Origin of the sequence: Amycolatopsis sp. NPDC088138, from assembly GCF_044741685.1 — a bacterium.
GTDB lineage: Bacteria > Actinomycetota > Actinomycetes > Mycobacteriales > Pseudonocardiaceae > Amycolatopsis.
Genome location: NZ_JBIUTB010000005.1, coordinates 1,055,734 through 1,080,298, shown reverse-complemented (window position 1 = coordinate 1,080,298; position 24,565 = coordinate 1,055,734). Strand labels below are relative to the sequence as shown.

Sequence of the window (24,565 nt, the reverse complement as noted above, 5' to 3'; positions counted from 1 at the left end):
CAAGTGGCTCAACACCAACGTCCTCATCGGATTCACCGAGAAACGCGGCCGCGCCTGGCACTACCGCGACGAAGACCAGGGCACCGAGCCGAACCACTCCCCGGCCCGATCCCGATCGCCGAGGTCAAACGGCGCCTGTTCGCCTGGACCGCCGAGCCCGCACGGGTGTTTGTCGAGGACCCGTTCGGTCTCCGCCTCGCCAAGCATCACCTCGGCTCGACAACTTCGCCGCCATGCTCGACGACGGCCTCACCATCGGCTCCGCCGGACTACTGCGCGAACGCAAGCAAGCCTGGGTCAGCGTTGAAGTCCCCGACAACATCACCACACCCGAAGGTGTCGAGTTCCGGCCCAACCTGCTCGCCTGCTCCAGCCACGACGCCAGCCTCAAAACCCGCTATAAGCGCGTCGTCACCAACGTCGTCTGCGACAACACCATGGCCACCGGCCTGCACACCGTCGCCGACGACTTCGCCGCCGAAGTCACGAAGCTGTGCCAGACCACCGTCACCGACCGCGCCTGGAAAGCGTTCCTCGACGCCCACACCCCGATCCCCGACGAGCCGGGTCGCGCGCGCACCAACGCCGCCAACCGACGCTCCGCGCTCACCCGGCTGTGGACAAGCGACAGCCGCGTCAGCCCATGGAAGAACACCGGCTGGGGTGTCGTGCAGGCCCGTCAACACCCACATCCACCACGAAGCCGTCATCCACGGCGCCACCCGAGCAGAACGGAACATGAACCGCGTGATGACGACCCCCATCATCGCGGGAAAAGCGTGAAGGCCGGACGTCGCGATACCGGCCCTCGACGCGATCGCGGCGCCGCCCCCGAAAGGAGACAGCGCCGCGGTCACGCTCGTTCCGGTCAGGCCAGGGTGAGGCCGTAGGACGAAAGCTCACGGGTCAGCGGGTAGAAGTAGCTGACGGTCGTGTTCCCGCCGGAGAGGGTGCCGAGACCCTTGGAACCGTCGTAGGCCGGGCCGCCCGAGTCACCGTGGTCGGTGTGGGCGGTGGTGCCGAACTCGTGGTTGAGCACGCCGACGTCGAAGTTGACCGACTGGTCCACCGAGGTCACCTGGCCGGTGCCGCCGCCGGTCGTCGAGCCCTGCTTCGAGATGCGCTCGCCGACCTGCGGCGCGGCCGCGCTGGTGATGGCCTGGCCGGTGTTGATGCGGCCGGGGCCGGAGCCGTTCGGGCGGGTCAGCAGACCGGAGTCCGCGCCGGGGCAGTCGCTGCGGACCACCCGTGCGCCGCTGACGTCGCCGCCGGACCACGTGCCGCCGAGGTTGGTGCAGTGCCCGGCCGTGAGCAGGTACGGGGTGCTGCCGCTCTTGACGTTGAACCCGAGCGAGCAGGGCGCGCTGCTGTTCTGGATGGCGTCCCCGTCGGCGATGTAGAGCTCGAGCTTGCCGGTCTTGTACTCGACGCGGGCGCTGTCGCCGTACTGCTTGGCGGCGGTGGCGACCTTGTCCGCGGTCGCCTGGGTGGCGGCCGAGAAGATGGTCACGACGACCTGGTTGGTGGAAGTGTCGATGCCCCAAGAGGTCTGCGGCACGTTGCGGACGTTGTCCAAGGCGTCCTTGACGCCGGTCAGCTGGGCGAAGCTGCGGGTGACCTTCTTGGCGGTGAGACCGGCCGCTTCGACTTTTTGCGCGCCGGCGTCGTCGAGGACGTTGACGATCGCCTTGCCGTTGTCGAGGTAGTAACCGCCCGACGCGGCACCGAGTGCGCCGGTCACCTGGTCGGCCTGGGTCATGGCGTTGCCCTGCGCGAGGGTGAACGCCGCTTCGGCCGACAGGGGCGCGGCGCCGGCCGAGGGGACGCAGAGCGCGCAGGCCAGTGCGGCTGAGGCGAATGCGGTGAAGCCGGCGAGTTTCCGGGAAGTCATCAAAATCCTCCGGGTCGTCTTTGGGGGGAAGACTGGCGTGAGGGGTGCTTGCCACGGTGGAACACTGCGTGACGATCCAGCTTCCGCGGGTGATCCACCACCGACGAAGGTTTGTTTTCAACCGAAAGCCCACTTGGAAAACGGACAAAGAAGAAAATCATGAAGTAAATTCACCACGGCGTATGCCCGGCGAGGTTTCACGCTCGCTGTGGCCGTACGCGGCAGACCGTTCGGCAGGCGTACGTCGACGTCGGCGACGGCCGCATCACCGCTGGAGTCGCCGATCAGTGCCAGCCTCGCCGAACACATCGTCGCGGCAGGAGATGACGACAGGGAGACGGATTTGGGAGGCAGGAAGCGGTCCCGGCGGGTGATGCCGCCCGAGGCTAGCGCGCACCCGACGGCGCCCTAATCCCAACGAAGACCAGTCGCGTTTCGCAGCCATGACAGGGCGCCGTCCGGCGCGCGCTCAGGCGGTGGCGGCTCACCACCGTGAGCCGCCACCACCTCGGCGTCGCCGACTTCGACTGGCACGAGCTGACCACCACCATCCGCGACGGCATCGCCGCCGGCCGCGAGCACCCCCGTGCCCTCACCGACCGCCCCATACCCCGACACCGGCCGTAGCCCGACAGCCGCTGACCGAAGGGACACCGTCATGCCCGACACCGCCCCACCAGATCCCGTTACCGCACCGAGCCTTACCTGGCTCTGGCAGCGGCGACCGGACAGCACAGACCTGGAAAAGGCTCTCTTCCCCGCCCACCTGGTCCCCGAGGGCTGGCTGCCTATGCTGCAGCACCGCTACACCGCCCTCGCCAGCTGCCGCGAGTGCGGTGGCAACGGTGAATACCTGGTCAACGACCGCGACGACACCGACGCGCCCGGGGATCCGGATGAGCCCGCATCGTGGTATCCGCAGCCGTGCGACTGCCTCTGGGCACCATCGCCAGAGGGACCTGCGCGCACTCGACGCCACCCAGGGCCTTCGGCGACACCGCGAGCGAATGCAGGTAGTACTCGACGCGATTGGCCCGCGCCACGTCGGTGGCGTCTTCTGGGACGGGTACTGGCATCGCCGGTATCTCGTCGAGTCCGTCGCCATCCGGTTCCGCGACGGTGACCCGACCATGCCGGACTGGTCGATCACGATCCGCTGGGACAACGGGACACGCTGTACGCAGCACACACCCGCGGGATCCCCGCACCGACAGCACGCTCATCCGCGCCGTTCACCGTCTGTTCTGCCCCGGCTGAAGGGAAAGCCCGATGTTCACTGCTTCTCTGCCCGACGTCACCGGCCACGCTGCCGAAACCGCTGCATCTCCCCGTCCCCCACCCGACGCAGGTGACAGTGCGCGCTCCGCCGTCGCAACGACATCGTCCGCCGGCACGGACGCGACGAGACCGCCCGCGAGTTCGTCCATCCAGGCCGCACCGTGATCGAGGTGCCGAACCGGCCGTGGCCGATCAGGCGCCCGGAGGGCTGCGATGACCAAACCTCCACCGGTCTCTGGTTCGACGCCACCGGCACCCCACAACTCGACCCAGCCGACCGTGCAGCGCCAGACGGCGTCGCGCTGCTGTGCCGCCGATGCGGTCTGGACTGCACTTGACCTCAACCACCGCACACCTCTGCGCGCCGGACCGGCACAAGACGCGACACCGTCACGTCCACTTGGGACAAAGCAGGTGACCCCGATGACCGACGAACCCGCCAGAATGGCTCGCGCTGGTCGCCACCAGACGCTCGACCCGCTCTCTACGCTGCTGCTTGCCTGCGCGACCTGCGCGCGAACCGGCGGTGGCGTTCCGGGCCGATCAAGCGGCTCGTTCGCGACGTGGCGGTCTCCAAGCGGCCCAAGCGGTCCGCGCAACTCGGCGCCGTGGCTGACCCAGCACCACATCGACTGAGATGAGCCGGTGTCACAGCCTTCAGTGTGACACCGGCCGACATCTCGGCGTGGCCGTTCACCGGCCATTCAGAAGAAGCTTCTTGGCCGGATTCTTTGCTTCTCCGGGGTCGCCGAAGCAGGTCATGGATATGTCCCGGAGTGTTTGGTCGGTGACCCAATCTTTGATGACAACGTGTACGGGCGAGTTGAAATTGCTTGCGTTCTGGGAAAAGACACTCCACTCACCGCTTCCGTTGGCGTAAACCTCGAAATATCGCGTGCCGACGGTGGTGATGTAAACCTTTATTCGGCGGTTGGGCGGATAACCCGTGCCGGTTACCGTGGTTTTGGTGTAGGGCACGTCAGCCCTGCCGCAAATGTGCGAGACGACCGTGCCCAACGTCCACAGCTGCACGCTGATCGTGCTGGAGAAGTTACCGTAGAGCAGGTAGTTCAGGGACTGCAGGTAGAACTGGTAGTTGTGCCCCGGTGTCAGCCCGTTGACGGTCCAGGACACCCCGGTGACGGGATAGGGCAGCTGTCGGAACCCGGCCTCGCCCGCTGAGACGTCGCGCATGTAGATCAAGTAGCCGGTGGTGTTGGCCGCGGGCGTCCACAGCAACGTCACCGAGAAGACGTCGCGGACGGCGCGCAGGTTGGCAGGGCCGTTGGGGATGAATCCGCCGGCGATCGACGACGCGACGTTGGAATACCCGCCTCCGAGGTAGCCGTTGAGGGAGCGCAGCTGATACTCGTAGATGGCGCCGGGAACGAGACCGTTGGCCATCCAGGAGGAACCGGAAACCGGGTAGGGCAGCTGCTTGAACGCCTCTCCGGCGGTGACGTTCCGCTGCAGGACGTAGTAGCCGGTCGCGTTCGCGGCGGACGACCAGGACAAGGCGACCTGCCCGTTGGCCTGCCCGGACGCGACGGCCCGGAGGTTGCCCGGGCCGGCGGGCACGGCTCCACTTGCGGTGACGGTCACGACGTCGGAGAACCCGCCCTCGAGGTAGCCGTTGAGGGAACGAAGCTGGAACTGGTAGACCGCGCCGGCGATCAGGCCGCGAGCGGTCCAGCTCGAGCCGGAGACGGGATAGGGCAGCTTCACCAGGTTTGGTTCGCCGGCGCTGGCGTTGCGGACGTAGACGGAGTAGCCGCTGGCGTTGGCCGCCGGGGACCAGGTGAGCGTCACCGCGCGATCGCCTGCCGCGGCCCGGAGGTTGGCGGGCCCGGCCGGGGTGATCCCGCCCGCGGTGACGGCGGCGGTGTTGGAGAAGCCGCCCCGGATGTACCCGTTGACCGATTGCAGCCGGAATTCGTAGCGGCCGCCGGGTGTCAGCCCGGCTGCCACCCAGCTCGACCCGGTCACCGGGTACTGCAGCTGTGTGAACCCGGCCTCGCCCGTGCTGACATTGCGCTGGTAGACGTAGTAGCCGGTGGCGCCCGAGACCGGGGTCCAGGACAAAGTGGCCTGGTTGGTGCCCGGCACCGCCCGTAGATCGGTGGGGCCGCCCGGGGTGACGCCGCCGGCCGTGACCGCGGCGGTGTTGGAGAAGCCGCCGCGGACGAGCCCGTTGAGTGATTGCAGCCGGAACTCGTACTGGCCGCCGGGTGTCAGCCCGGCTGCCACCCAGCTCGACCCGGTCACCGGGGACTGCAGTTGTGTGAAGTCGCCTTCACCGGCGCTGACGTTGCGCTGGTAGACGTAGTAGCCAGACGCCCCGGCAACCGGCGTCCAGGACAAGGTGGCCTGGTTGGTGCCCGCTGTGGCCCGCAGGTCGGTGACCGCGGGTGGTCTGGTGCCGGTCAGGGTGACGTCGGCTGTGTTGGAGAGGCCGCCGGTGAGGTACCCGTTGACCGGCTGTACCCGGTATTGGTAGCGCGCGCCAGGCACGAGACCGGCGCTGACCCACGTCGGCCCGGCGACCGGCCACGGCAGCCTGGTGAACGTAGTTTCGCCGGCGCTGACGTTGCGGACGTGGACGTAGTAGCCGGTCGCGTTCGCTGATCGTGTCCAGGACAGGGTCGCTTCGCCGTCGCCGGACGGTCCGGCGTTCAGGTCGGTCGGCGCCGCCGGTATGGGTCCGGTCACGGTGGCCGTGGCGATGTTGGACAGTCCGCTGCGGAGCCGGCCGTTGGCTGCCTGGACCTGGAACTGGTAGGTGCCGCCCGGCGTCAGCCCTTCGGCCAGCCACGTCGGGCCGGACACCGGCCAAGGCAGCTGCGTGAACGCGGTTTCGCCAGCGGTGACGTTCTTGCGGTACACGTAGTAACCGGTCGCGCCTGGGGAGAGCGTCCACGACAATGTCGCGTTCCCGTTGCCCGGGGCGGCCGAGAGGTTCGTGACGGTGTTGGGTGTCACGCCGGTGACCGCGACCGTGGCGACGTTGGACAGCCCGCCGCGGATGTCGCCGTTGGTCGCTTGCAGCTGGAACTGGTACGTCTCACCCGGGTTCAGCAGCTCGGCCACCCAGGTTGGGCCGGACACCGGCCACGGCAGCTGCGTGAACGTGGTTTCGCCAGCGGTGACGTTCTTGCGGTACACGTAGTAGCCGGTCGCGTTGGCTACTGGCGTCCACGACAACGTCGCGAACCCGTCCCCCGGACTCGCCGCCAGGTCGGTCACCGCGTCCGGGACCGGACCGGTCGGTGTCACGGTGGCGATGGTCGAGAACACGCCTTCAGCGGTTCCCTTAGTGGCTTTCAGCTGGAACTCGTAGGTGTGGCCGTTGGTCAGCAGCCCCGCTGTCCACGCCGGTCCCGGCACGGGGTAGGGCAGGCGGGTGAAGGTGGTTTCACCGGCGGTGAGGTCCTTGGTGTGCACGTAGTAGCCGGTGGCGCCCGGTGAGAGCGTCCATGACAGGTCGGCTTGCCCGTTGCCCGGCGTGGCGCTCAGCTGCGGGGCGACTTGCGGTCCGAGCGGGACGGCCGGATACGGTCGCGGATACGGCGCTCCGACGGACAAGTTGCCCGCGAGGGCGTCGGCGAACGCCGCGGCGATCTTGACTTCGCCTTGGGCGTTCGGGTGTGTGCCGTCCCACAGGTCGTCCGCGGGGACGATGTCCTTGCCGGTCTCCGCGACGTACAGCTGGGACTCCGCTGTGGACAGTTCGTCGGCCGTGCGCCGGAGTCGGCCGTTGAAATCGGCCACTGCGGCCGCGTACCCGGCTTCGCTTTGCGTGCGCTGATTGGGCAGCAGGGTGCCGAAGACGAACTGCACGCCGGAATCGGCCTGACGGGCGTTGGCGACGAACGTGCGCAGGCTAGCCTCCGTGCCCGCGGGGTCGCTCATACCGAAGCCGAGATCGTTGATCCCGAGCAGCACCAGCAGGTAGTCCGGGTGATAAGTGGCGACGTCGTCCTGGATCCGGGCGGCGGCCCCGCCCATCGACTCGCCCCAGATGGCGTCGTGGTGTTGCGCGAAGGCGGGATCGGCGTAGGTGTGGTTGTCGTTCCAGGTGCCGGCCACGTTGTCGAAGAGGTCGTCGCGCGGGCCGACGAGGGAAAGCTGGGCACCGGCGGCGGTTTCGTGCTTGTCGAACCGGTAGCGCCAGGTGAAGTCGCCCGCGCTGCCCTGGCTGATCGAGTCCCCGACCACCATCACCTCGGACGGCAACGAGATCCGCACCTGTGCCGACGCGGGGCCCGCGCCCCGGCGGTTGAACGACCTGATGCTGACGGTGAGGGGCAGGTCGGAATCCTTGGGCAGCACGGCCGCGGGGCCACCGTGGTCGATCACCGCGACCAGTCGGCCGTCCGCGGCGACGACCTCGTACCCTTCGGCCGGCGGACCGGACGCCGGCGGTTGCCAGCTCAGGGTCGCCGACTCGCCGTCGGCCGCGGCCGACCACGTGATGGCGGTTGGCGGATTGGGTACTTCGGTGTAGAGCCCGGGTGGGGCGACGTGCACCGAGGTGGTTGCGGTCGCGGATTGCCCGGCGTCGTTGGTGACCTTGAGCCCGATCGGGTAGTCCCCGGTGGCTGCGAACGACGTCTCCAGGATGTCGCCGTCGGTGGTGGTCGCGTAGTGGCCGGAGCCGTCGAGGTCCCACGCGTAGGTCAGCGGTCGTCCGGCGGGATCGGACGACTCGCCGGCGGACAGGAGGAACGGCTTGCCTGGGACTGCGCCGTCGATGGGGGTGATGGTCGCCTCGGGCCCGGCCGAGGGCGGCGCCGGCCGGACCCGTGCGGCGAAGAACTTGGCCGCGTCGAGGGGGTAGGTGTCCTGCCCCGGCCCGTCCCCCACTTCGTGGTAGTTCGTGTGCTGAGCGAAGGAGAACGTCGTGATCGGCTGGGTGAGGCTCGTCCACCGCACGACGCCCTGGCAGACCGGGTCCAAGGCGTGGCAGTACGACCGGACCTTGTCCCGCGGGGCCGGGAACTCCGGCGGCGCCGCGTCGTTGAGCCAGTTGGTCAGCAGGCCGTTGCGCTTCCGGTCGAGGTTGCCGAGGCTGGTGCGCGCCTTGCCGTTGAGCAGGGGGTCGCCGAACAGCGCGACCCCGAGCACCCGGTCCCGCTGGTCCGCGGGCAACGACCGGTAGACGTTCCCGGTCACCTGTGCGCCCTGGCTGTAGCCGGACAAGACGAGCTGCGTGCCGGCGCAGTTGTCGGTCACCGACTTGATCTTGGCTCGGAGATTGGCTTCGCCCTTGGTCACCGACTGCCGGTACCGGCCGAAGGTGCCGTTGCCGATCGCAAGCCCGGCACCCAGCCCGTTGACCAGCCCTTCCCAGCCTCCCGCGACCGGCACGGCCGGGTATTGCTCGGCGGTCTCTTCAGGCGTGTCCGCCTTGCCGTTGCCCCACAGCTGCACCGTCTTCCCCGCGGCCTCGACGAGCGGCTTGAAGTGCTCGAAGAACTTCGCAACGGCCGGGCCCACACCGTCGCCGTCGGTCACGTCCTCGCCGGACCCGCGCGAACCGAGGACCAGCAATTCAGGACAGGCATCGTCGGCGTGCGCCGCGCGGTGCGGCAATGCGATGACAGCGAGGACGGCTGTCACGATGACGCAGAAAATTCCCCAGCATCGCATTCCGCACTCCCCCAGTAGAACGGCGATCACCCAAACCTAGAACACGTTCACCCTGCCTGACGATCCGCTGATCGGACCTACCTCGCCACCGTCCGGAGAGATAGACTTCGATCATGGGCTTCCTGCGGCGGCGACGTTGGCGCGCACGGCAGAGTGCGCATCTTTCCGTTGTGGCAGAACGGATCGGCGCCAGGAGTGGCGTTGTCCTGAAAGATCGTTTCTCTGGCGGCAAAGGACTCAACGGCCCACTCACCTTGGGGGTTATTACCCTCCGGGACGGCTCTGCTGTCGAAATTGCACAAGCGCAAATCGACGCCGCCGTCGCTGCCGGTTACACCGATCCGCCCAAACCCCCTTGCGCAAGCGGGCGTGGGTGTGGGTTCGTCAACACTCCAGGACTGCCAATGGTGATCATTGTGACCTATTCGGCCGGAGAAGTCATCCCCCATCACGGAGCCGTACCGAAAGGGCAGACCGGTGTCTCGGTGAGCCTGACCTGACCCCAGCACCGGACCTCACCGTCCTCGGCCAGCTGGTGGGAACCGACAGCCGGCGATGTCCGGCGTTTCGGAGGCGGTGCTCCCCTCGCGCGGCGCCTTCTGCTGGCTGCCGGCACCGCGACGCTTGCTGTGAAATTCGCCGATCCCCTCTGCGCAGGGCAATGGGATCGTGCCGGCTTTCCACGCTCGCGTCGGGCTTCTGAACCATGCCAGGGTTGACGTACGTCGCTGCGTCCATCGAGGACCTTGCCGTCGCGGTCTCGGCACTGACTGGTGAGCCGCACCCATTGGCCACGTAGGTCGGTGAACGGCCTCGCAAGATGTCGTTCTGCCAGACACGTGCATCCTCTCGGCGTGCGGCCCACCGCTCAGCCCGCTGCCGCACCTACCACCTGGCCAATCCGCCCGCCGGGAAGACCTCGATCGACTGATCGTCGACCCCGATGGCCGTCGCGCAGGTGACGGACCGCCATCCGGCAATGATCGTCCACTTGTGTCTCGGAGAGACGCCCTGGCGCGTGGTGCCGTGCCACACCGACGGCCGACAAACCGTCCCGGCCGTCCAGGGCACCTGGTTCTCCAAGCCTCACCTGATGCGGTACCTCCAAGTGGAGTAGTCAGCTTCCTACGCTCAGCCACAGCTATGATCCTGCGCATGGTGTCACCACTTGGGGGATCAGTCCCGCGTATCGTCGAGAAACCGACCGCTTAGTAGGCTCGCGAGCGGTAAGCAACCCGCTTCTCAACGACGAGGAGGTCCCCGTGACCGATTCCCCTTCCCGTGTTGCCGTGGTCACCGGTGCCGGCCGTGGCATCGGGGCCGCAGTCGCGGCCCGGCTGGCCGATGACGGCTTCGCCGTCGGGCTGCTCGACCTCGACGAGGCCGGTGTCAAGCAGGGCGCCGACGCCATCGTCGCCAACGGTGGCAAGGCCGTCGGCGTGACGCTGGACGTCAGTGACGCCGACCAGGTCGACGCCGCCGTCGCGCGGGTGGCCGAGGAGCTCGGCGCGCCGACCGTGCTGATCAACAACGCCGGCATCACCCGCGACAACCTCATCTTCAAGATGACCGAGCAGGACTGGGACTCCGTGCTCGGCGTCCACCTCAAGGGCTCGTTCCTGATGACCCGCGCGGTGCAGAAGCACATGACCGCCGAGAAGTGGGGCCGGATCGTCAACCTGTCCAGCACCTCGGCGCTCGGGAACCGCGGCCAGGTCAACTACTCCGCCGCCAAGGCCGGCATGCAGGGCTTCACCAAGACCCTCGCGATCGAGCTGGGCAAGTTCAACGTCACGGCGAACGCCATCGCCCCCGGCTTCATCGCCACCGACATGACCGCGGCCACGGCCGAGCGGATCGGCATGTCGTTCGACGACTTCAAGGCGGCCGCCGCGTCGCAGATCCCGGTGCAGCGCGTCGGCACCCCGGACGACATCGCCAACCTGGCGGCGTTCCTGGTGAGCGACGGCGCCGGGTTCATCTCGGGCCAGGTCATCTACGTCGCCGGCGGACCGAAGGACTGACATGCGCGAATTCGAGAACCTCGACGCCTTCGCCGCCGCGGTCGGCGAGCACCTCGGGTACAGCGACTGGCACACGATCACCCAGGACCGGGTGAACAAGTTCGCCGACGCCACCGACGACCACCAGTGGATCCACGTCGACGAGGCGATGGCGGCCGCGGGCCCGTTCGGCGGCACCATCGCCCACGGCTTCCTGACGCTCTCGCTGCTCTCGGCGTTCGGGCCGAAGATCTACAAGGTCAACGGCATCACGATGGGCATCAACTACGGCCTCAATAAGGTCCGCTTCCCGCAGCCGGTGAAGGTCGGCTCGAAGGTGCGCGCCGGGGCCGAGCTGGTGGAGATCACCGACATCGAGGGCGGCAAGCAGGCGGTGTCGCGGTGGACGGTCGAGATCGAGGGGGCGGCGAAGCCCGCGTGCGTCGCCGAATGGGTGACGCGCTTCCTCGCGTGACGCACTCGCCGCCGAAGCGGCACTTTCCCGGGAAAGTGCCGCTTCGGGCCTGACCCCTGTACCCCATACCGACTGGTCGGTATCATCTCCCGGAGTGAACACTGAGGAGGCTGGATGAGCACCGATCCGCCGGGTCTCGACCTGGGCAGGCTGCGCGCCCACCTGGACGCGCAGCGGCCCGGACTTCTCGCCGGGGAGCTGACCGCGGACGTCGTCGAGGGCGGCCGGTCGAACCTCACCTACGTGGTGGGCGACGGCCGGTCGCGCTGGGTGGTGCGCCGCCCGCCGCTCGGGCACGTGCTGCCCACCGCGCACGACATGACCCGCGAGTTCCGGGTGATCTCCGGGCTGCGTGACACGGCCGTGCCGGTGCCCGAGGCGCTCCTGCTGTGCGAAGACCCCGACGTCGTCGGCGCGAACTTCTACGTCATGAGCTTCGTCGAGGGCACGCCCTACCGGACCGCCGACGAGCTGGCCACCCTCGGCGGGACGCGCACCCGGGCCATCGCCGACGCGCTGGTCGACACGCTCGTCGACCTGCACGCGGTCGACCCGGCCGCGGCCGGGCTGGGCGACTTCGGCCGCCCCGAAGGCTTCCTCGAGCGGCAGTTGCGGCGGTGGAAGAAGCAGCTCGACGCGTCCCTCAGCCGCGACCTGCCGGGCATCGAGGAACTGCACGGCCGGCTCGCCGAAGCGGTGCCGGCGTCCGGGAAGCCGTCGATCATCCACGGCGACTACCGGCTCGACAACGTCCTCGTGGACGGCGACGACCGGATCTCGGCAGTGCTCGACTGGGAGATGTCGACGCTGGGCGACCCGCTGACCGACCTCGCGCTGCTGGTGGCCTACGCCGAGCGGGACAAGGTGTCGCTGCAGTTCGTGTCGAACGCCAGCTCGGCGCCGGGTTATCCGAGCACCGACGAGGTCGTCGCCCGCTACGCCGAACGCTCGGGCCGGGACGTCTCGCAGCTCAACTGGTACGTCAGCTTCGCCTTCTTCAAGCTGGCCGTGATCCTGGAAGGCATCTACTACCGCTACCAAAAGGGCCAGACGGTCGGGGCGGGCTTCGAAGGCGTCGGAGCCGGCGTCCCGCTGCTCATCTCGCACGGCAACGAGATTCTCAACGAGGAGAAGTAATGGACTTCGCGTTCGACGCCAAGACCGAGGAGCTGCGCGCGAAGCTCCTCGAATTCATGGATTCCCACGTCTACCCGGCCGAGGCGGTGTTCGAGCGGCAGCTGGCCGAGCGTGACGACCCGTGGGCCATCCCGCCGGTCATGGACGAGCTCAAGGCCGAGGCGCGCAAGCGCGGCCTGTGGAACTTCTTCCTCCCCGGCGACCACGGCGCGGGCCTGACGAACCTGCAGTACGCGCCGCTCGCCGAGATCACCGGCCGCAGCATCCGGCTGGCGCCGACCGCGGTCAACTGCGCGGCGCCCGACACCGGGAACATGGAAGTCCTGGCCATGTTCGGCAACGACGACCAGAAGAAGCAGTGGCTGGAACCGTTGCTGAACGGCGAGATCCGCTCCGCCTTCGCGATGACCGAGCCGGACGTCGCCTCCTCCGACGCCCGCAACATCGAGACCAGCATCCGCCGCGACGGCGACGAGTACGTCATCAACGGCCGCAAGTGGTACATCTCCGGCGCGATGAACCCGGCCTGCAAGATCTTCATCGTGATGGGCAAGACCGACACCGAAGCCGCGCCGCACAAGCAGCAGAGCATGATCCTGGTCCCCCGCGACGCCCCGGGCCTGACGGTCAAGCGCGGCATGCACGTCTTCGGGTACGACGACAGCGACCACGGCGGCCACGCCGAGGTGCTGTTCGAGGACGTCCGCGTGCCGGCGGAGAACCTCGTCGCCGGTGAGGGTGACGGGTTCGCCATCGCCCAGGCGCGGCTCGGGCCGGGCCGGATCCACCACTGCATGCGCGCCATCGGGATGGCCGAGCGCGCGCTGGAGCTGATGTGCCGCCGCGCGATCTCCCGCGAGGCGTTCGGCAAGTCGATCGCCGAGCAGGGCGTCGTGCAGGACTGGATCGCCGAGTCGCGGGTGAAGATCGAGCAGCAGCGGCTGCTGGTGCTCAAGACCGCGTGGCTGATGGACACCGTCGGCAACCAGGGCGCGCACACCGAGATCCAGGCGATCAAGATCTCGACGCCGATCACGGTCGAGTGGATCCTGGACAAGGCCGTGCAGGTGCACGGCGCCGGGGGTGTCAGCCAGGACTTCCCGCTGGCCGCGATGTGGGCGGGCAACCGCACGCTGCGCCTGGCCGACGGCCCGGACGAGGTCCACAAGCGGTCGCTGGCCCGCCGTGAGCTGAAGAAGTACCTGTCGGAGGGCGCGAAGTGACTGTCACCGCCGAAGAACTGAAGGGCCAGGTCACCGAGTTCCTGGCCGCGCACGACCCCAAGACGACCGACCGGATGGAGTTCCTGCGGGCCCGGTACGACGCCGGCCTCGCCTGGATCCACTTCCCCGCCGGGCTCGGCGGGCAGGACGCGCCCCGCGCGCTGCAGTCCGTTGTGGACGGTATCTTCGCCGAAGCCGGCGCGCCGGACAACAACCCGCGCCGGATCGGCATCGGCCTCGGCATGGCCGCGCCGACCATCCTCGCCTTCGGCACGCCGGAGCAGCGCGAGCGCTTCCTGCGTCCACTGTGGACCGGCGACGAGGTCTGGTGCCAGCTGTTCAGCGAGCCGGGTGCCGGCTCCGACCTGGCCGCGCTGGGCACCCGCGCGGTGCGCGACGGCGACGACTGGATCGTCACCGGCCAGAAGGTGTGGACGTCGGGCGCGCACGAGTCGCAGTGGGCGATCCTGGTCACCCGCACCGACCCGGACGTGCCGAAGCACCAGGGCATGACGTACTTCATGTGCGACATGAAGGCGCCGGGTGTCGAGGTCCGGCCGCTGCGCCAGATCACCGGCGAGGCCGAGTTCAACGAGGTGTTCCTGACCGAGGTCCGGATCCCGGACACGCAGCGCCTCGGCGCCGTCGGCGAGGGCTGGAAGGTCGCGCAGACCACGCTGATGAACGAGCGCGTCGCGATCGGCGGGCACGTGCAGCCGCGCGAGGGCGGGCTGATCGGGATCGTCGCCAAGACCTGGCGTGAACGTCCCGAGCTGCGCACGCCGGAGCTGCGGGACCGGCTCGTGCAGCGCTGGGTCGAGGCGGAGACGCTGCGGCTGGCCGGCACGCGGCTGCGTCAGCAGCTCACCGCGGGCGCGCCCGGCCCGGAGGGCTCGGCGATGAAGGTCGCGTTCTCGGAGCTGAACCAGGCGCTCACCGGCCTGGAGGTCGAGCTGCTCGGCGAAGAGGGCCTGGCCTACGACGACTGGTCGTTCCGGCGCCCGGCGATCGTCGACTTCACCGGCCGCGAGGCGGGCTACCGCTACCTGCGCGCCAAGGGGAACTCCATCGAGGGCGGCACCTCGGAGGTGCTGCGCAACATCATCGCCGAGCGCGTGCTGGGTCTCCCGTCGGAGCCGCGCGTCGACAAGGACGTCGCCTGGAAGGACCTCCCCCGATGAGTCAAACACAGCCTGATCTGCTGTATTCCGAGGTCGAAGAGGACCTCCGGGCTTCGGTCCGCGACCTGCTCAAGGACAAGGCCGGCGCCGAGGCCCTGCTGGCGCGGGTCGAGACGGCCGAGGGCTACGACCTGAAGCTGTGGCGCACCCTGGCCGCCGACCTCGGCGTCGCCGGGCTGGCGGTGCCGGAGGAGCGGGGCGGGCACGGCGCGTCCGCCCGCGAGGTCGCCGTCGTGGCCGAGGAGCTGGGCCGCAGCGTCGCGCCGGTGCCGTTCCTCGGCAGCGTCGTGCTGGCGACGACGGCGCTGCTCAACACCGACGACAGCGAGTACGTCGGCCGCCTGGCCGCGGGTTCGTCGATCGGTGCGCTGGTGGTGCCGCTGTCGACGACGCCGGGCTCGGGTTTCCCGTCGTCGGTGACGGCGTCTGATGGGACGTTGACCGGCCGGGTGGGCACGGTCGCCGACGCGTCGGTGGCCGACCTGCTGGTCGTCCCCGCCGCCGGGCCGGACGGCCCCGCGCTGTACGTCGTCGAGGCGTCGGCGGCGACGGTCACGGAGCTGGTGTCCTTCGACCTGACGCGGCGCGTGGCCGACGTCGTGCTGGACAACGCGGCGGCGGTGCTGGTGGCCTCGGGTGAGCAGGCGGCGGCCGCGCTGGAGCAGGCGCTGCTCGCCGGGGCGGGCATCCTGGCCTCGGAGCAGACCGGGATCGCCGAGTGGGCGCTCACCGAGACCGTGCGCTACCTCAAGGGCCGGTACCAGTTCGGCCGGCCGGTCGGCGGGTTCCAGTCGCTCAAGCACCGGCTGGCGAACCTCTACACCGACCTGGTGCTGGCCCGCGCGACCGCCCGCAACGCGGCCGACGCGCTGGCCTCGGGCGTCGACGTGCCGATCGCGGTGTCGGTCGCCCAGGCCCGCAACGCGCCGATCGCGGTCAAGGCCACCGAGGAGGCCATCCAGCTGCACGGCGGCATCGGGATGACCTGGGAACACCCGGCGCACCTCTACCTGAAGCGCGCCAAGGCGGACGAGCTCGCCCTCGGCACCCCGGGCCGGCACCGCGCCCGCCTGGCCGACCTGGTCGACCTGCCCGCCTGAGCACGCCCCACCGCCGCGAGAAAGCCGTGAATGGCCCATTGAGGGACTTGATGTCCCTCGATGGGCCATTCACGGACTTCGGGGCCGACCGCGGGCCGACCGCAGGCGCACCGGCTGCCCCACGCGTCACAACGCGGCCGGGCGTTTGCAGCTGCAGATTTTGTGAATAGGATTCATAATTCTTTCGTGTTTTCGCTCATCTGAGCGAGGATTCTGTGAGCCACGCCACTACGTGGGTAAAAGGGTGGCAAATGTGCCCTTCTTCCCATGGTTGGAACCGCTTTCACGTTCTAGCCTGGCGCCATGGAATTCGCCGTCGCGCCGACGGAAGCCGGGCCCCCTGGCACGCTGGAGGAAGTGACCGTCGCCGTCGGCGACCACCACCACAGCGCGCTCGCCGCCGGGCCCGTGACCGGCGAATTCGTCCTGTTGCTGCACGGCTGGCCCGAATTCGCCGACGCCTGGACCGAGCAGCTGCACGCCCTCGGCGAGGCCGGTTACCGCGCGCTGGCCGTCGACCAGCGCGGTTACGCCCGCGGGGCGCGCCCCGAGCAGGTCGAGGACTACGCCATCAACCTGCTGGTGGAGGACGCGCTCGCCTTCGCCGACAGCCAGGGCGCCGACCGGTTCCACCTGGTCGCGCGCGACTGGGGCAGCATGGTCGCCTGGACCCTGGCCACGACGCACCCGCATCGGCTGCGCTCGCTGACCGTGCTCGGCACGCCCCACCCGGCGGCCCTGCAGCAGGCCATCGCGATCGACGACGGGCAGGCCCACGACCTCGGTTACGTCCGTTTCTTCCGTCACGACGCCGGAAAAGCGGAGAAATTCCTGCTACGCGACGAGGCCGCACAACTACGCGCGGTTTACGACCGCCGAATACCGGTCGAAATCCTCGAACGCACCGTGGCGCGCCTTTCGGAGCCGGGCGCGCTGACCGCGACGTTGAATTGGTACCGCGGCGCGACGAACGACGTTTACGACATCCCGGCGGGCCGCATTACGGTGCCCACCCTGTACCTCTGGGGCAGTGAGGACCCGTACCTCGGGCAGAGCGCCGCCGAGCTGACCGTCCACCACATCGACGCGGAGTACCGCTTCCAGATCGTCGAGGGCGCGAGCCAGTGGATGGCGATGGAGACCCCGGACGAGGTCATCGCCCTGCTCCTGGACCACGTCCGCCGCCACTGAGCCCTAGGCGACGGGCGGGCGCAGGGCGTCCAGCAGCAGGTCCGCGTAGTGGTCGCCGATCTGGCGGGCCGACAGGGAGCCGCTGCGGTGGTACCAGGAGCCCAGGTGGTGCACCGAGCCGAAGTAGAAGTCGACGACGACGTCGGCCGGCTTGTCCGTGCGGAACTCCCCCGACGCCTGGCCCTCCTCGACCAGGCCGCGGAAGCGCTCGTGGTACTTGCGGCGCTCGGCGCGCACCGCCTTCTGCTTGTCCGGGGACAGCTGGTGCATCGACTGCAGGAAGATCGTGTTGTCGTCCAGGTTGTCGATGCTGGACACGACGACGTCCGACGCGGCCGCGGCCAGGCGCTCGCGCAGCGGCGCGCCCGAGGAGGCGACGCTCTCCAGCTGCCGGGTCTGCTCGCGCAGGACGCGGGCGTAGATCTCGTAGAGCAGGTCGTCCTTCGAGCCGAAGTAGTGGTACATCGCGCCCTTGGTGACGCCAGCGGCCTCGACGATCTCCTGGACGGACGTGCGGTCGAAGCCCTTCTTGGCGAAGAGCTTCGTGGCCTGCTCCAGCAGGCGCCGCGGCACGGCGGCCTGCTCGTCGCCGGCCGCCTCGCCCGGCTTGCGGGTGCTTGCGCGGGTCACGGCAAGGCCCCCTTCCGTCGGGTTCGGACGCACAGGATATCGCTCACCCGAGGAACCGCCTCGGCACGTCGACCAGCATGGTCGTGATGTCCGTTTCGCTGACGCCGCGCTCGCGCAGCGCGGGCAGCACGTCCCGGGTGATGTGCAGGTAGTGCCAGTTCGGCGTGAGCACCGGCAGCTGGTCCGCGGGCAGCCAGTCGATGTAGCAGGACGCGTCGTGCGAGAGCACCATGCTGCCCGCGTAGCCGCGTTCGCACATCGCCGCGACGGTGTTCACGCGCTCCTCGAACGGCAGCAGCAGGTCGAGGCCGAAGCGGTCCATGCCGAGGATCGAGCCGCGGTCGGCCAGCTCGGTGAGGTAGCCGAGGTCGGTCGAGTCGCCCGAGTGCCCGATCAGCACGCGGCTCAGGTCGACGCCCTCCTCCGCGAAGATCGCCTGTTGCTCCAGCCCGCGCCGGCTGACGGCGTGGGTGTGCGTCATGATCGGCGTCCCGGTTTCGAGGTGTGCCTTCGCGACCGCACGCAGCACGCGTTCGACACCCGGTGTCACGCCCGGCTCGTCCGTGGCGCACTTGAGCAGCCCGGCCTTGACGCCGGTGCCGGCGATGCCGTCGCGGATGTCCCCGACGAACATCCCGACCAGCGGGTCCTCGCCCTGCAGCATCGTGCCAGGGCCGCGGAAGTGCAGGTAGTGCGGCACGTCGTTGTAGGTGTAGAGCCCGGTGGCGACGACGATGTTGACCTCGACCTCGGCGGCGACGCGCTGCACCCGCGGAATGTAGCGGCCGAGCCCGATCACCGTCGGGTCGACGATCGTGTCGATCCCGGCGGCCTTCAGCTCCTTGAGCCGCCGGATCGCCTCGGGGACGTGCTCCTCCTCCCGGAACCCCTCGTGCTCGGGGTAGTTCTCGACGAACTCGGGGCTCAGCACGAAGAGGTGCTCGTGCATCAGGACCTGGCCCAGCGCTTCCGGCGCGATCGCGCCGCGGACGGTCTCGACCATCAGCCCCTCGCCCGCAGCTCGCGGCGCAGGATCTTGCCGCTGGTGGTCTTCGGCAGCTCGTCGAGCACCTCGATGGTGCGCGGATACTTGTAGGCGGCCAGCCGTTCCTTGCACCAGGCCACCAGCTCCGCCGGATCGGCGGTCACGCCGGGCGCCGGGCTGACGTACGCCTTGACCGTCTCGCCGCGGTACTCGTCCGCGATGCCGACGACCGCGGCCTCGCGGACCGCCGGGTGCGTGTAGAGCACGTCCTCGACCTCGCGCGGCCAGACCTTGAAGCCCGAGGCGTTGATCATGTCCTTCTTGCGGTCGACGACGTAGACCCAGCCGCGTTCGTCCATGAACCCGATGTCGCCGGTGAGCAGCCGGCCACCGGGAATCGACTCGGCCGTCGCGTCCGGGCGGTTCCAGTAGCCGGACACGACCATCGGGCCTTCGACGGCGATCTCCCCCGGCTTGCCGAAGGGCAGCTCCTCGCCGTTCTCACCGAGGATGCGGACGATCGTGTCGGGCACCGGCAGGCCGATCGAGATGGTGCCGGACTCCGGGTCGATCGGCGCCTCGAGGTCGCCGGGGACGACCACGCAGCCGGCCGTGGTCTCGGTGAGGCCGTAGCCGTTGTGGATGTAGTGCCCGGTCTTCGCGCGGAAGGCCTCGACGACGGCGGGCGGCAAGGCAGCCCCGCCGGAGTAGAGCAGCGCGAACGACGCGAAGTGCTCACGGCTGAAGGACGGGTGGGCCATCAGCGCCATGTAGGCCGTCGACGGCCCGACCGTGTACGACGGCTCGTGCTCGAGGAAGGCGTCGAGCACGACACCGGCCTCGAAGCGGTAGGCCAGTGCGAGCGTGCCCCCGATGTCGATCGCGGAGCCGACTTCGCAGACCATGCCGGTGATGTGGAACAGCGGCGCGAGCCCGAACAGCGTCGAGCCGGCGGGGAGGCCGCTGAACGAGCCGAGCCCGGCGGCGTTCGTACCGACGTTGCCATGGGTGTTGGTGGCGCCCTTCGGCGTCCCGCTGGTGCCGGAGGTGTAGCTGATGAGGGCGACGTCGTCGAGCGCGAACGCGGGCTCCGGCGGCTTCGGCCCAGGCGTCTTCGCGGCTTCGAGGAGTTCAGTGGCGCCCGGGGTCTCTTCGCGGACGACTTTCCCGAGAACGCGCTCGTCGTCGCGGGTCTGGAACTCGAGTTCGCTGGTGGTGAGGGCGATCGGCAGGGCGCTCGCCGTCTTGCCGATGTAGGCGTTCCAGCCGCGCTGCGAGCAGACGATCGCCTTGACGCCGGCGTCGGTGAGCACGTGGGTCAGCTCGCGGTCGCGGTACATCGGGTTGACCGGCACGACGATCCCGCCGGCCTTCCACGCGCCGAGCAGCGCGATGACGAACTGCGGGATGTTCTGCAGCACCAGGGCGAGCCGGTCGCCGCGCTCGAAGCCGTTCTGCGTGAGGTAGCGGGCGACGCCGTCGGAGAGCTCGTCGAGCTGCCGGTAGCTGAGCCGGCCGTCGAAGTAGGCGATGGCGTCCCGGTCGGGCGCGCCGTCGACGGCCCGACGGAACGTCTCGGGCAGCGTCGTCGCCTCGGCCGGTTCCACGGGCCGTTCGCCGTAGCTCGCCAGCCACGGTTTCTCGTCGTACCAGCTCATCCAGTGACCTCCCTTGGACACCGACCGGTCGGTATGGCGACGCTAGGAGGCGGTGCCGGTCCCCGTCAAGACCCGGCTCGGCACCGACGATTCCGGAATACGCAGAAGTGCTGCGTCACCGAAGAACACGGACCACGGTTCGACGTGGTTCAGATTTTCTTTTCCCGGCACTTCGTACTGGACAATCCCCTGGTCCAGGGGCCAAGATGGCGCCTGGCCGCGCATATGTTCACGCTAACGAATACGGAACATGGGAGCCATTAATGCCTGATACCGGTGGACGACACCGCATTTCCCGGCGCACGAAACTCGCGACGGCGGCACTGGGCCTCGCCCTCGCCGCCGGCGCCCTCGTGATCGCGACGACGGCCGGCCAGACCGGCCAGGCCAGCGCCGCGACCGCCCAGCAGATCACGTGCCCCGACGTCGCCGGGCAGCTGCCCGCCATCCCCGCCCAAGCCCAGGCCGAGGTCCAGCGCAACCTCACCCTGCTCGACACCCAGATCGCCGAGGCCAACAACCGGCTGGCGACCAGCGCGGGTGAAGGAGGCGCGAACTTCGTCCAGAACGCCATCCTCGGCCCGCTGAAGGACAAGCGGGCCAGCACGATCGACCGCATCGCGATCGCCATCGGCCGCGTTGCGGAGAAACCCCAGGGCCTCGACGGGCTCGCGGCCTGCACCCTCGGCGGCCAGCCCGCCGCCACGACGACCGCGGCCGCCCCGGCCTCCACCGAGCCGAGCGCCGCGGAACCGGCGTCCGGCCAGATCACCTGCCCGGACGTCGAAAGTCAGCTCCCGGCTATCCCCGCGCAGGCTCAGGCCGAGGTCCAGCGCAACCTCGACCTCCTCGACACCCAGATCGCCGAGGCCAACAACCGCCTGGTGACCAGCGCGGGTGAAGGCGGCGCGAACTTCGTCCAGAACGCCATCCTCGGGCCGCTGGAGGACAAGCGGATCGCCACGATCAACCGGATCGCGACCGCGATCGGCCGCAACGCCGACAAGCCCCAGGGTCTCGACGCGCTCGCGCCCTGCAGCTTGTGAGTTCCCGCGGGTCAGCCCACCTCGAGCGAGCTGACCCGCAGGAACCCCCGCGTGGTGCCGGGCGTGGGGCTGGTCATCGTGAGCCGGACCTCACCGGTGACGACCGGAGCGAACGTGATCGTCGCCCGGTCGCCCGTCCACGTGATCCGCGGGTCCCGCACCGGTTCGAAGCCCCGTGACGTCCGGTAGGCGACCTCGATGGTCGCCGGGCGGGCCAGGACGTCGGACACCACGAACTGCGCCGCGACCGTGCCGATCCGCCGGGACGCGGGCCAGGTGAGCGACACCCAGTCCTCGGCTCGCGATCGGCTCACCGCGTTCAGCGTCGCCGTCGCCTGCTTCAGGTAGTAGTTGGACCAGCCGGTGGCCGGGTCACCGTCGAGCATGGCCGTGGGCAGCGTGTCCGGTGCGCCCGAATAGCTTGCGTCGGCCGATGGCCCAGCGGCGAGGCCATCGGCCGACTCCCGGGCCCGCGCACCCGGACCGTTGCGCTGCCCGAGACTCGTCCCCGGCAGCGCTATCTTCGCGGTCTTCAACCCCGGTGCGGTCGCGGTGACGGTGATCGTCCCGCGCCCGGTCGCCGCGATCACGGCGACCGCCTGGCCGTGGAACGCCGGGATCGTGGGCCGCTGGTAGCTCTGGGCGAGCTCCTGCCGGCCGTTGTCCACCCCGGCGACCCGGCCCGGCCCGCGGACGGCGAACCGGACCACCGGTTCGGCGCCCGGCACGACGGTTCCGCGCGTGTCCACGACGGAGGCCGTCACGAACGTCATCGCGCCGTCCACCACACCGGCGCGGTTTTCGGCGGTCAGCGTGAGCGCGTGCGGCGGTCCGGCGGTGACGAGCTGGTCCCGGGCGACCTCGCGTCCACCGGCGGTGGCGATCGCGGTCAGCGTGCCCGGCGCGAAGGGCACGGTCCAGGTCAGGTGCAGCTTGCCGGTGCTGCCGTTCGGGCTGGTGTAACTGCCGGAGGGGTCGTGCTTGTCGTCGCCGGAGGGCTCGCTCGTCTCGAGATACGGCCGTCCGTCCACAGTGGTCTTGTGATCGAACTTCTTGACGCCCAAGGACTTCCCGTTGAGAACCAGCTCAACAGTGTCCACAGTGGAATACACCCAGACGGTGACCGGCTCGCCCGGGCGGTGGTTCGTCCAGTCCATCGGGAGCAGGTGCACCATCGGGCCGGTGGTCCACTGGCTGCGGAAGAGGTGGAAGGCGTCCTTCGGCAGGCCCGCGCTGTCGACCGCGCCGAAGAAGGACGTCTTGACCGGGAAGACGTCGTACGGCGTCGGCTCGCCGAGGTAGTCCTGCCCGGCCCAGAGGAACTGGCCCTGGCAGAACCTGCGGTCGCGGTCCTTCTTCAGCGAGTACTCGCCGCTGAAGGTCCACGAGGCCAGGTTGTTGTCGTAGGACGACACCGCCCGCTTGCCCGGCGTGTGGTTCTCCCCCGTGTTCAGCAGGTCAGGATCCTGGTAGCCCCCGCGCGTCGAGGTCTCCGACGACGACTCCGACTCGAAGAAGAACTTGTCCGGGTAGGTCGTGTGCAGGCCGTCGATCGACTGGGCGGTGTTGTAGTTGACGCCGAGGCCGTCGAGCTGCCGCAGGATCAGGTCCTGGGGCGAGCCGGGCGCCGGCACGCTGCGGTAGCGGTCGGAGCCCATGATGACCGGCCGGGTGGTGTCGATCGCCCGGACCGCGGCGATCAGCCCGGCGGCGATCTCCGGGCCGCCGGCCATCGAGGCGTCCGGGACCTCGTTGCCGATCGACCACAGCACGACCGCCGGCGAGTTCTTCGCCGCGTGGACCATTTCGGCGATGTCGCGTGCGCTCCACTCGTCGAAGTCGAGGTGGTAGTCGTAGGCGACCTTCCCGGTGCGCCAGCAGTCGAACGCCTCGACCATCATGAGGATCCCGAGCCGTTCGCAGACGGTGACCAGCTCCGGGGCGGGCGGGTTGTGCGCGGTCCGCAGCGCGTTGACGCCCATCGCCCGCATCAGCCGCAGCTGGCGCTCCAGCGCGGCGGGGTCGATCACCGCGCCGAGCGCGCCCTGGCTCGAGTGGAGGTTGACGCCGCGCAGCTTCGTCGGGACGCCGTTGAGCGAGAAGCCGTGGTCCGGGTGGAAGGCGAAGGAGCGGATACCGAAGTCCGTCGTGGTCGTGTCGAGGACACGCCCGGCCACGACGACGTCCGTGCGCAGGTGGTACAGCGCCGGCCGCTCGGTCGACCACAGCTGCGGCCGGCTCACCGGCAGGTCGGTGCTCGCCGGGCGCGTCTGCCCGGCGGGCAGCGGAATGGTCGTCGAGCCGCGCGCGACCACCCGGCCGCCCGGATCGGTCACCGTGGTGCGCACCTCGGCGGCGACCGCGCCGCCGGAGTCGTTCGCGACGTCGGTCGCGACGCGCACGAGCGCGTGGCCCGCGGTGATCTCGGGGGTCGTGACGAAGGTGCCGTGCCGGGCGACGTGCACCGGCTCGGTCACGACGAGCCGGACGTTGCGATAGATGCCGCTGCCGGAGTACCAGCGGCTGCTCGGCAGCCGGTTCGTCGCGCGCACCGCGAGCACGTTCGGGGTGCGGCCGTCGGTGTGCAGCTTGCCGGTGAGGTCGAAGCTCCAGCCAGTGTAGGCGTACGGGTGCCGGCCGAGCAGCTCGCCGTTGAGGTGGACGTGGGCGTCCGAGTAGACGCCGTCGAACTCCACCGAGACGCGCCTGCCCGCGAGCGCGGGCGGCAGCGTGAACGTCTTCCGGTACCAGCCGAGGCCGCCGCGGAAGAAGCCGGACGCGCTGCTGGTGCCGCCGTGGCCGACGGGCGGGAGCTCGATGCTCCAGTCGTGCGGGACGTCGACGGCCTGCCAGGCCGAGTCGTCGAAGGCCTGGTCGGCGTAATGGTCTTCGGGGCCTGTGACGTCGTCGGCGTTGACGAGGACGAACCGCCAGCCGGTGCCGAGGTCGGTGGCCCGGCCGGTGAGCGTCAGGCCCGGCCGGGAGAGCGCCTCGGCCGCCTGCGCGACGGGCGCGAGGGCCGTCGTCAGCGCGGCCACGCCGACCCCGCCGAGCACCTGCCGCCTGCTGGGACCCGGATCGTTCGGCATGGGCGTTCCTTCCCGGCGACGGTGCTCGG

Annotated in this window: 17 protein-coding genes; 11 read left to right on the top strand and 6 right to left on the bottom strand. The window is 69.5% G+C overall.

Annotation, left to right across the window (positions count from 1 at the left end; genetic code table 11):
* Positions 1–233: 233 nt before the first annotated feature.
* Positions 234–890 carry a DUF932 domain-containing protein gene (locus ACIOD2_RS31480; protein ID WP_400545998.1) on the top strand — a complete coding sequence of 219 codons (657 nt, stop codon included), beginning with the start codon at positions 234–236 and terminating at the stop codon, positions 888–890.
* On the opposite strand, the gene ACIOD2_RS31475 is transcribed toward ACIOD2_RS31480, so the two are convergent.
* The gene (locus ACIOD2_RS31475; protein ID WP_400545995.1) at positions 869–1,891 is read right to left on the bottom strand and encodes a S1 family peptidase; all 1,023 of its coding nucleotides are present in this window, start codon (positions 1,889–1,891) and stop codon (positions 869–871) included. The two genes, ACIOD2_RS31480 and ACIOD2_RS31475, sit on opposite strands and share 22 nt — an antisense overlap.
* A 492-nt stretch (positions 1,892–2,383) precedes the next feature.
* On the opposite strand from ACIOD2_RS31475, the gene ACIOD2_RS31470 reads away from it, so the two are divergent.
* A complete protein-coding gene (locus tag ACIOD2_RS31470; protein ID WP_400545992.1) occupies positions 2,384–2,518 on the top strand; it encodes a hypothetical protein in 135 nt (44 codons plus the stop codon).
* Between the two features lie 1,344 nt (positions 2,519–3,862).
* Here ACIOD2_RS31470 and ACIOD2_RS31465 read toward each other — a convergent pair.
* Positions 3,863–8,788, bottom strand: a complete 4,926-nt coding sequence (locus ACIOD2_RS31465) for a fibronectin type III domain-containing protein (protein WP_400545989.1) — start codon at positions 8,786–8,788, stop codon at positions 3,863–3,865.
* A gap of 143 nt (positions 8,789–8,931) precedes the next feature.
* On the opposite strand from ACIOD2_RS31465, the gene ACIOD2_RS31460 reads away from it, so the two are divergent.
* The 8 genes from ACIOD2_RS31460 to ACIOD2_RS31425 all read left to right on the top strand — a co-directional run bounded on the left by ACIOD2_RS31460 (position 8,932) and on the right by ACIOD2_RS31425 (position 17,128).
* Positions 8,932–9,318 carry a hypothetical protein gene (locus ACIOD2_RS31460; protein ID WP_400545986.1) on the top strand — a complete coding sequence of 129 codons (387 nt, stop codon included), beginning with the start codon at positions 8,932–8,934 and terminating at the stop codon, positions 9,316–9,318.
* 762 nt (positions 9,319–10,080) lie between these two features.
* A complete protein-coding gene (gene fabG, locus ACIOD2_RS31455; RefSeq protein WP_400545983.1) occupies positions 10,081–10,842 on the top strand; it encodes a 3-oxoacyl-ACP reductase FabG in 762 nt (253 codons plus the stop codon).
* 1 nt (position 10,843) lies between these two features.
* Positions 10,844–11,296 (top strand): MaoC family dehydratase, encoded by a 453-nt coding sequence (locus tag ACIOD2_RS31450; protein ID WP_400545980.1) that lies wholly within the window; start codon positions 10,844–10,846, stop codon positions 11,294–11,296.
* A 114-nt stretch (positions 11,297–11,410) separates the two neighbouring features.
* Positions 11,411–12,433: a phosphotransferase family protein gene (locus ACIOD2_RS31445; RefSeq protein ID WP_400545978.1), complete on the top strand. Its 1,023-nt coding sequence runs from the start codon at positions 11,411–11,413 to the stop codon at positions 12,431–12,433.
* Positions 12,433–13,656 carry an acyl-CoA dehydrogenase family protein gene (locus tag ACIOD2_RS31440; RefSeq protein WP_400545975.1) on the top strand — a complete coding sequence of 408 codons (1,224 nt, stop codon included), beginning with the start codon at positions 12,433–12,435 and terminating at the stop codon, positions 13,654–13,656. The genes ACIOD2_RS31445 and ACIOD2_RS31440 overlap by 1 nt, the downstream gene beginning before the upstream one ends.
* Entirely contained in the window at positions 13,653–14,837 is a 1,185-nt protein-coding gene (locus ACIOD2_RS31435) for an acyl-CoA dehydrogenase family protein (protein ID WP_400545972.1), read from the top strand. The genes ACIOD2_RS31440 and ACIOD2_RS31435 overlap by 4 nt, the downstream gene beginning before the upstream one ends.
* Positions 14,834–15,937 (top strand): acyl-CoA dehydrogenase family protein, encoded by a 1,104-nt coding sequence (locus ACIOD2_RS31430; protein ID WP_400545969.1) that lies wholly within the window; start codon positions 14,834–14,836, stop codon positions 15,935–15,937. Before ACIOD2_RS31435 ends, ACIOD2_RS31430 begins: the two co-directional genes overlap by 4 nt.
* A gap of 303 nt (positions 15,938–16,240) precedes the next feature.
* Positions 16,241–17,128: an alpha/beta fold hydrolase gene (locus ACIOD2_RS31425; protein WP_400545966.1), complete on the top strand. Its 888-nt coding sequence runs from the start codon at positions 16,241–16,243 to the stop codon at positions 17,126–17,128.
* A 3-nt stretch (positions 17,129–17,131) separates the two neighbouring features.
* Here ACIOD2_RS31425 and ACIOD2_RS31420 read toward each other — a convergent pair whose 3' ends face one another.
* From ACIOD2_RS31420 to ACIOD2_RS31410, 3 genes are read right to left on the bottom strand one after another with little or no spacing between them, the layout of a single operon-like run.
* Positions 17,132–17,758 (bottom strand): TetR/AcrR family transcriptional regulator, encoded by a 627-nt coding sequence (locus ACIOD2_RS31420; protein ID WP_400545963.1) that lies wholly within the window; start codon positions 17,756–17,758, stop codon positions 17,132–17,134.
* A gap of 43 nt (positions 17,759–17,801) precedes the next feature.
* Positions 17,802–18,761: a phosphotriesterase gene (locus ACIOD2_RS31415; RefSeq protein WP_400545960.1), complete on the bottom strand. Its 960-nt coding sequence runs from the start codon at positions 18,759–18,761 to the stop codon at positions 17,802–17,804.
* Positions 18,761–20,401: an AMP-binding protein gene (locus ACIOD2_RS31410; RefSeq protein WP_400545957.1), complete on the bottom strand. Its 1,641-nt coding sequence runs from the start codon at positions 20,399–20,401 to the stop codon at positions 18,761–18,763. Before ACIOD2_RS31410 ends, ACIOD2_RS31415 begins: the two co-directional genes overlap by 1 nt.
* 263 nt (positions 20,402–20,664) lie before the next feature.
* On the opposite strand from ACIOD2_RS31410, the gene ACIOD2_RS31405 reads away from it, so the two are divergent.
* The gene (locus ACIOD2_RS31405) at positions 20,665–21,447 is read left to right on the top strand and encodes a hypothetical protein (RefSeq protein WP_400545954.1); all 783 of its coding nucleotides are present in this window, start codon (positions 20,665–20,667) and stop codon (positions 21,445–21,447) included.
* 11 nt (positions 21,448–21,458) lie between these two features.
* Here the strand turns inward: ACIOD2_RS31405 and ACIOD2_RS31400 are convergent, their stop codons facing one another.
* Positions 21,459–24,536, bottom strand: a complete 3,078-nt coding sequence (locus ACIOD2_RS31400) for a glycoside hydrolase family 2 TIM barrel-domain containing protein (RefSeq protein ID WP_400545951.1) — start codon at positions 24,534–24,536, stop codon at positions 21,459–21,461.
* Positions 24,537–24,565: the final 29 nt, after the last annotated feature.

Coding starts and splice junctions, on each gene's coding strand:
- ACIOD2_RS31480 (WP_400545998.1), top strand. CDS start 234: ATGCTCGACGACGGCCTCACCATCGGCTCCGCCGGACTACTGCGCGAA.
- ACIOD2_RS31475 (WP_400545995.1), bottom strand. CDS start 1,891: ATGACTTCCCGGAAACTCGCCGGCTTCACCGCATTCGCCTCAGCCGCA.
- ACIOD2_RS31460 (WP_400545986.1), top strand. CDS start 8,932: ATGGGCTTCCTGCGGCGGCGACGTTGGCGCGCACGGCAGAGTGCGCAT.
- ACIOD2_RS31450 (WP_400545980.1), top strand. CDS start 10,844: ATGCGCGAATTCGAGAACCTCGACGCCTTCGCCGCCGCGGTCGGCGAG.
- ACIOD2_RS31445 (WP_400545978.1), top strand. CDS start 11,411: ATGAGCACCGATCCGCCGGGTCTCGACCTGGGCAGGCTGCGCGCCCAC.
- ACIOD2_RS31440 (WP_400545975.1), top strand. CDS start 12,433: ATGGACTTCGCGTTCGACGCCAAGACCGAGGAGCTGCGCGCGAAGCTC.
- ACIOD2_RS31430 (WP_400545969.1), top strand. CDS start 14,834: ATGAGTCAAACACAGCCTGATCTGCTGTATTCCGAGGTCGAAGAGGAC.
- ACIOD2_RS31425 (WP_400545966.1), top strand. CDS start 16,241: ATGGAATTCGCCGTCGCGCCGACGGAAGCCGGGCCCCCTGGCACGCTG.
- ACIOD2_RS31415 (WP_400545960.1), bottom strand. CDS start 18,761: ATGGTCGAGACCGTCCGCGGCGCGATCGCGCCGGAAGCGCTGGGCCAG.
- ACIOD2_RS31410 (WP_400545957.1), bottom strand. CDS start 20,401: ATGAGCTGGTACGACGAGAAACCGTGGCTGGCGAGCTACGGCGAACGG.
- ACIOD2_RS31405 (WP_400545954.1), top strand. CDS start 20,665: ATGCCTGATACCGGTGGACGACACCGCATTTCCCGGCGCACGAAACTC.
- ACIOD2_RS31400 (WP_400545951.1), bottom strand. CDS start 24,536: ATGCCGAACGATCCGGGTCCCAGCAGGCGGCAGGTGCTCGGCGGGGTC.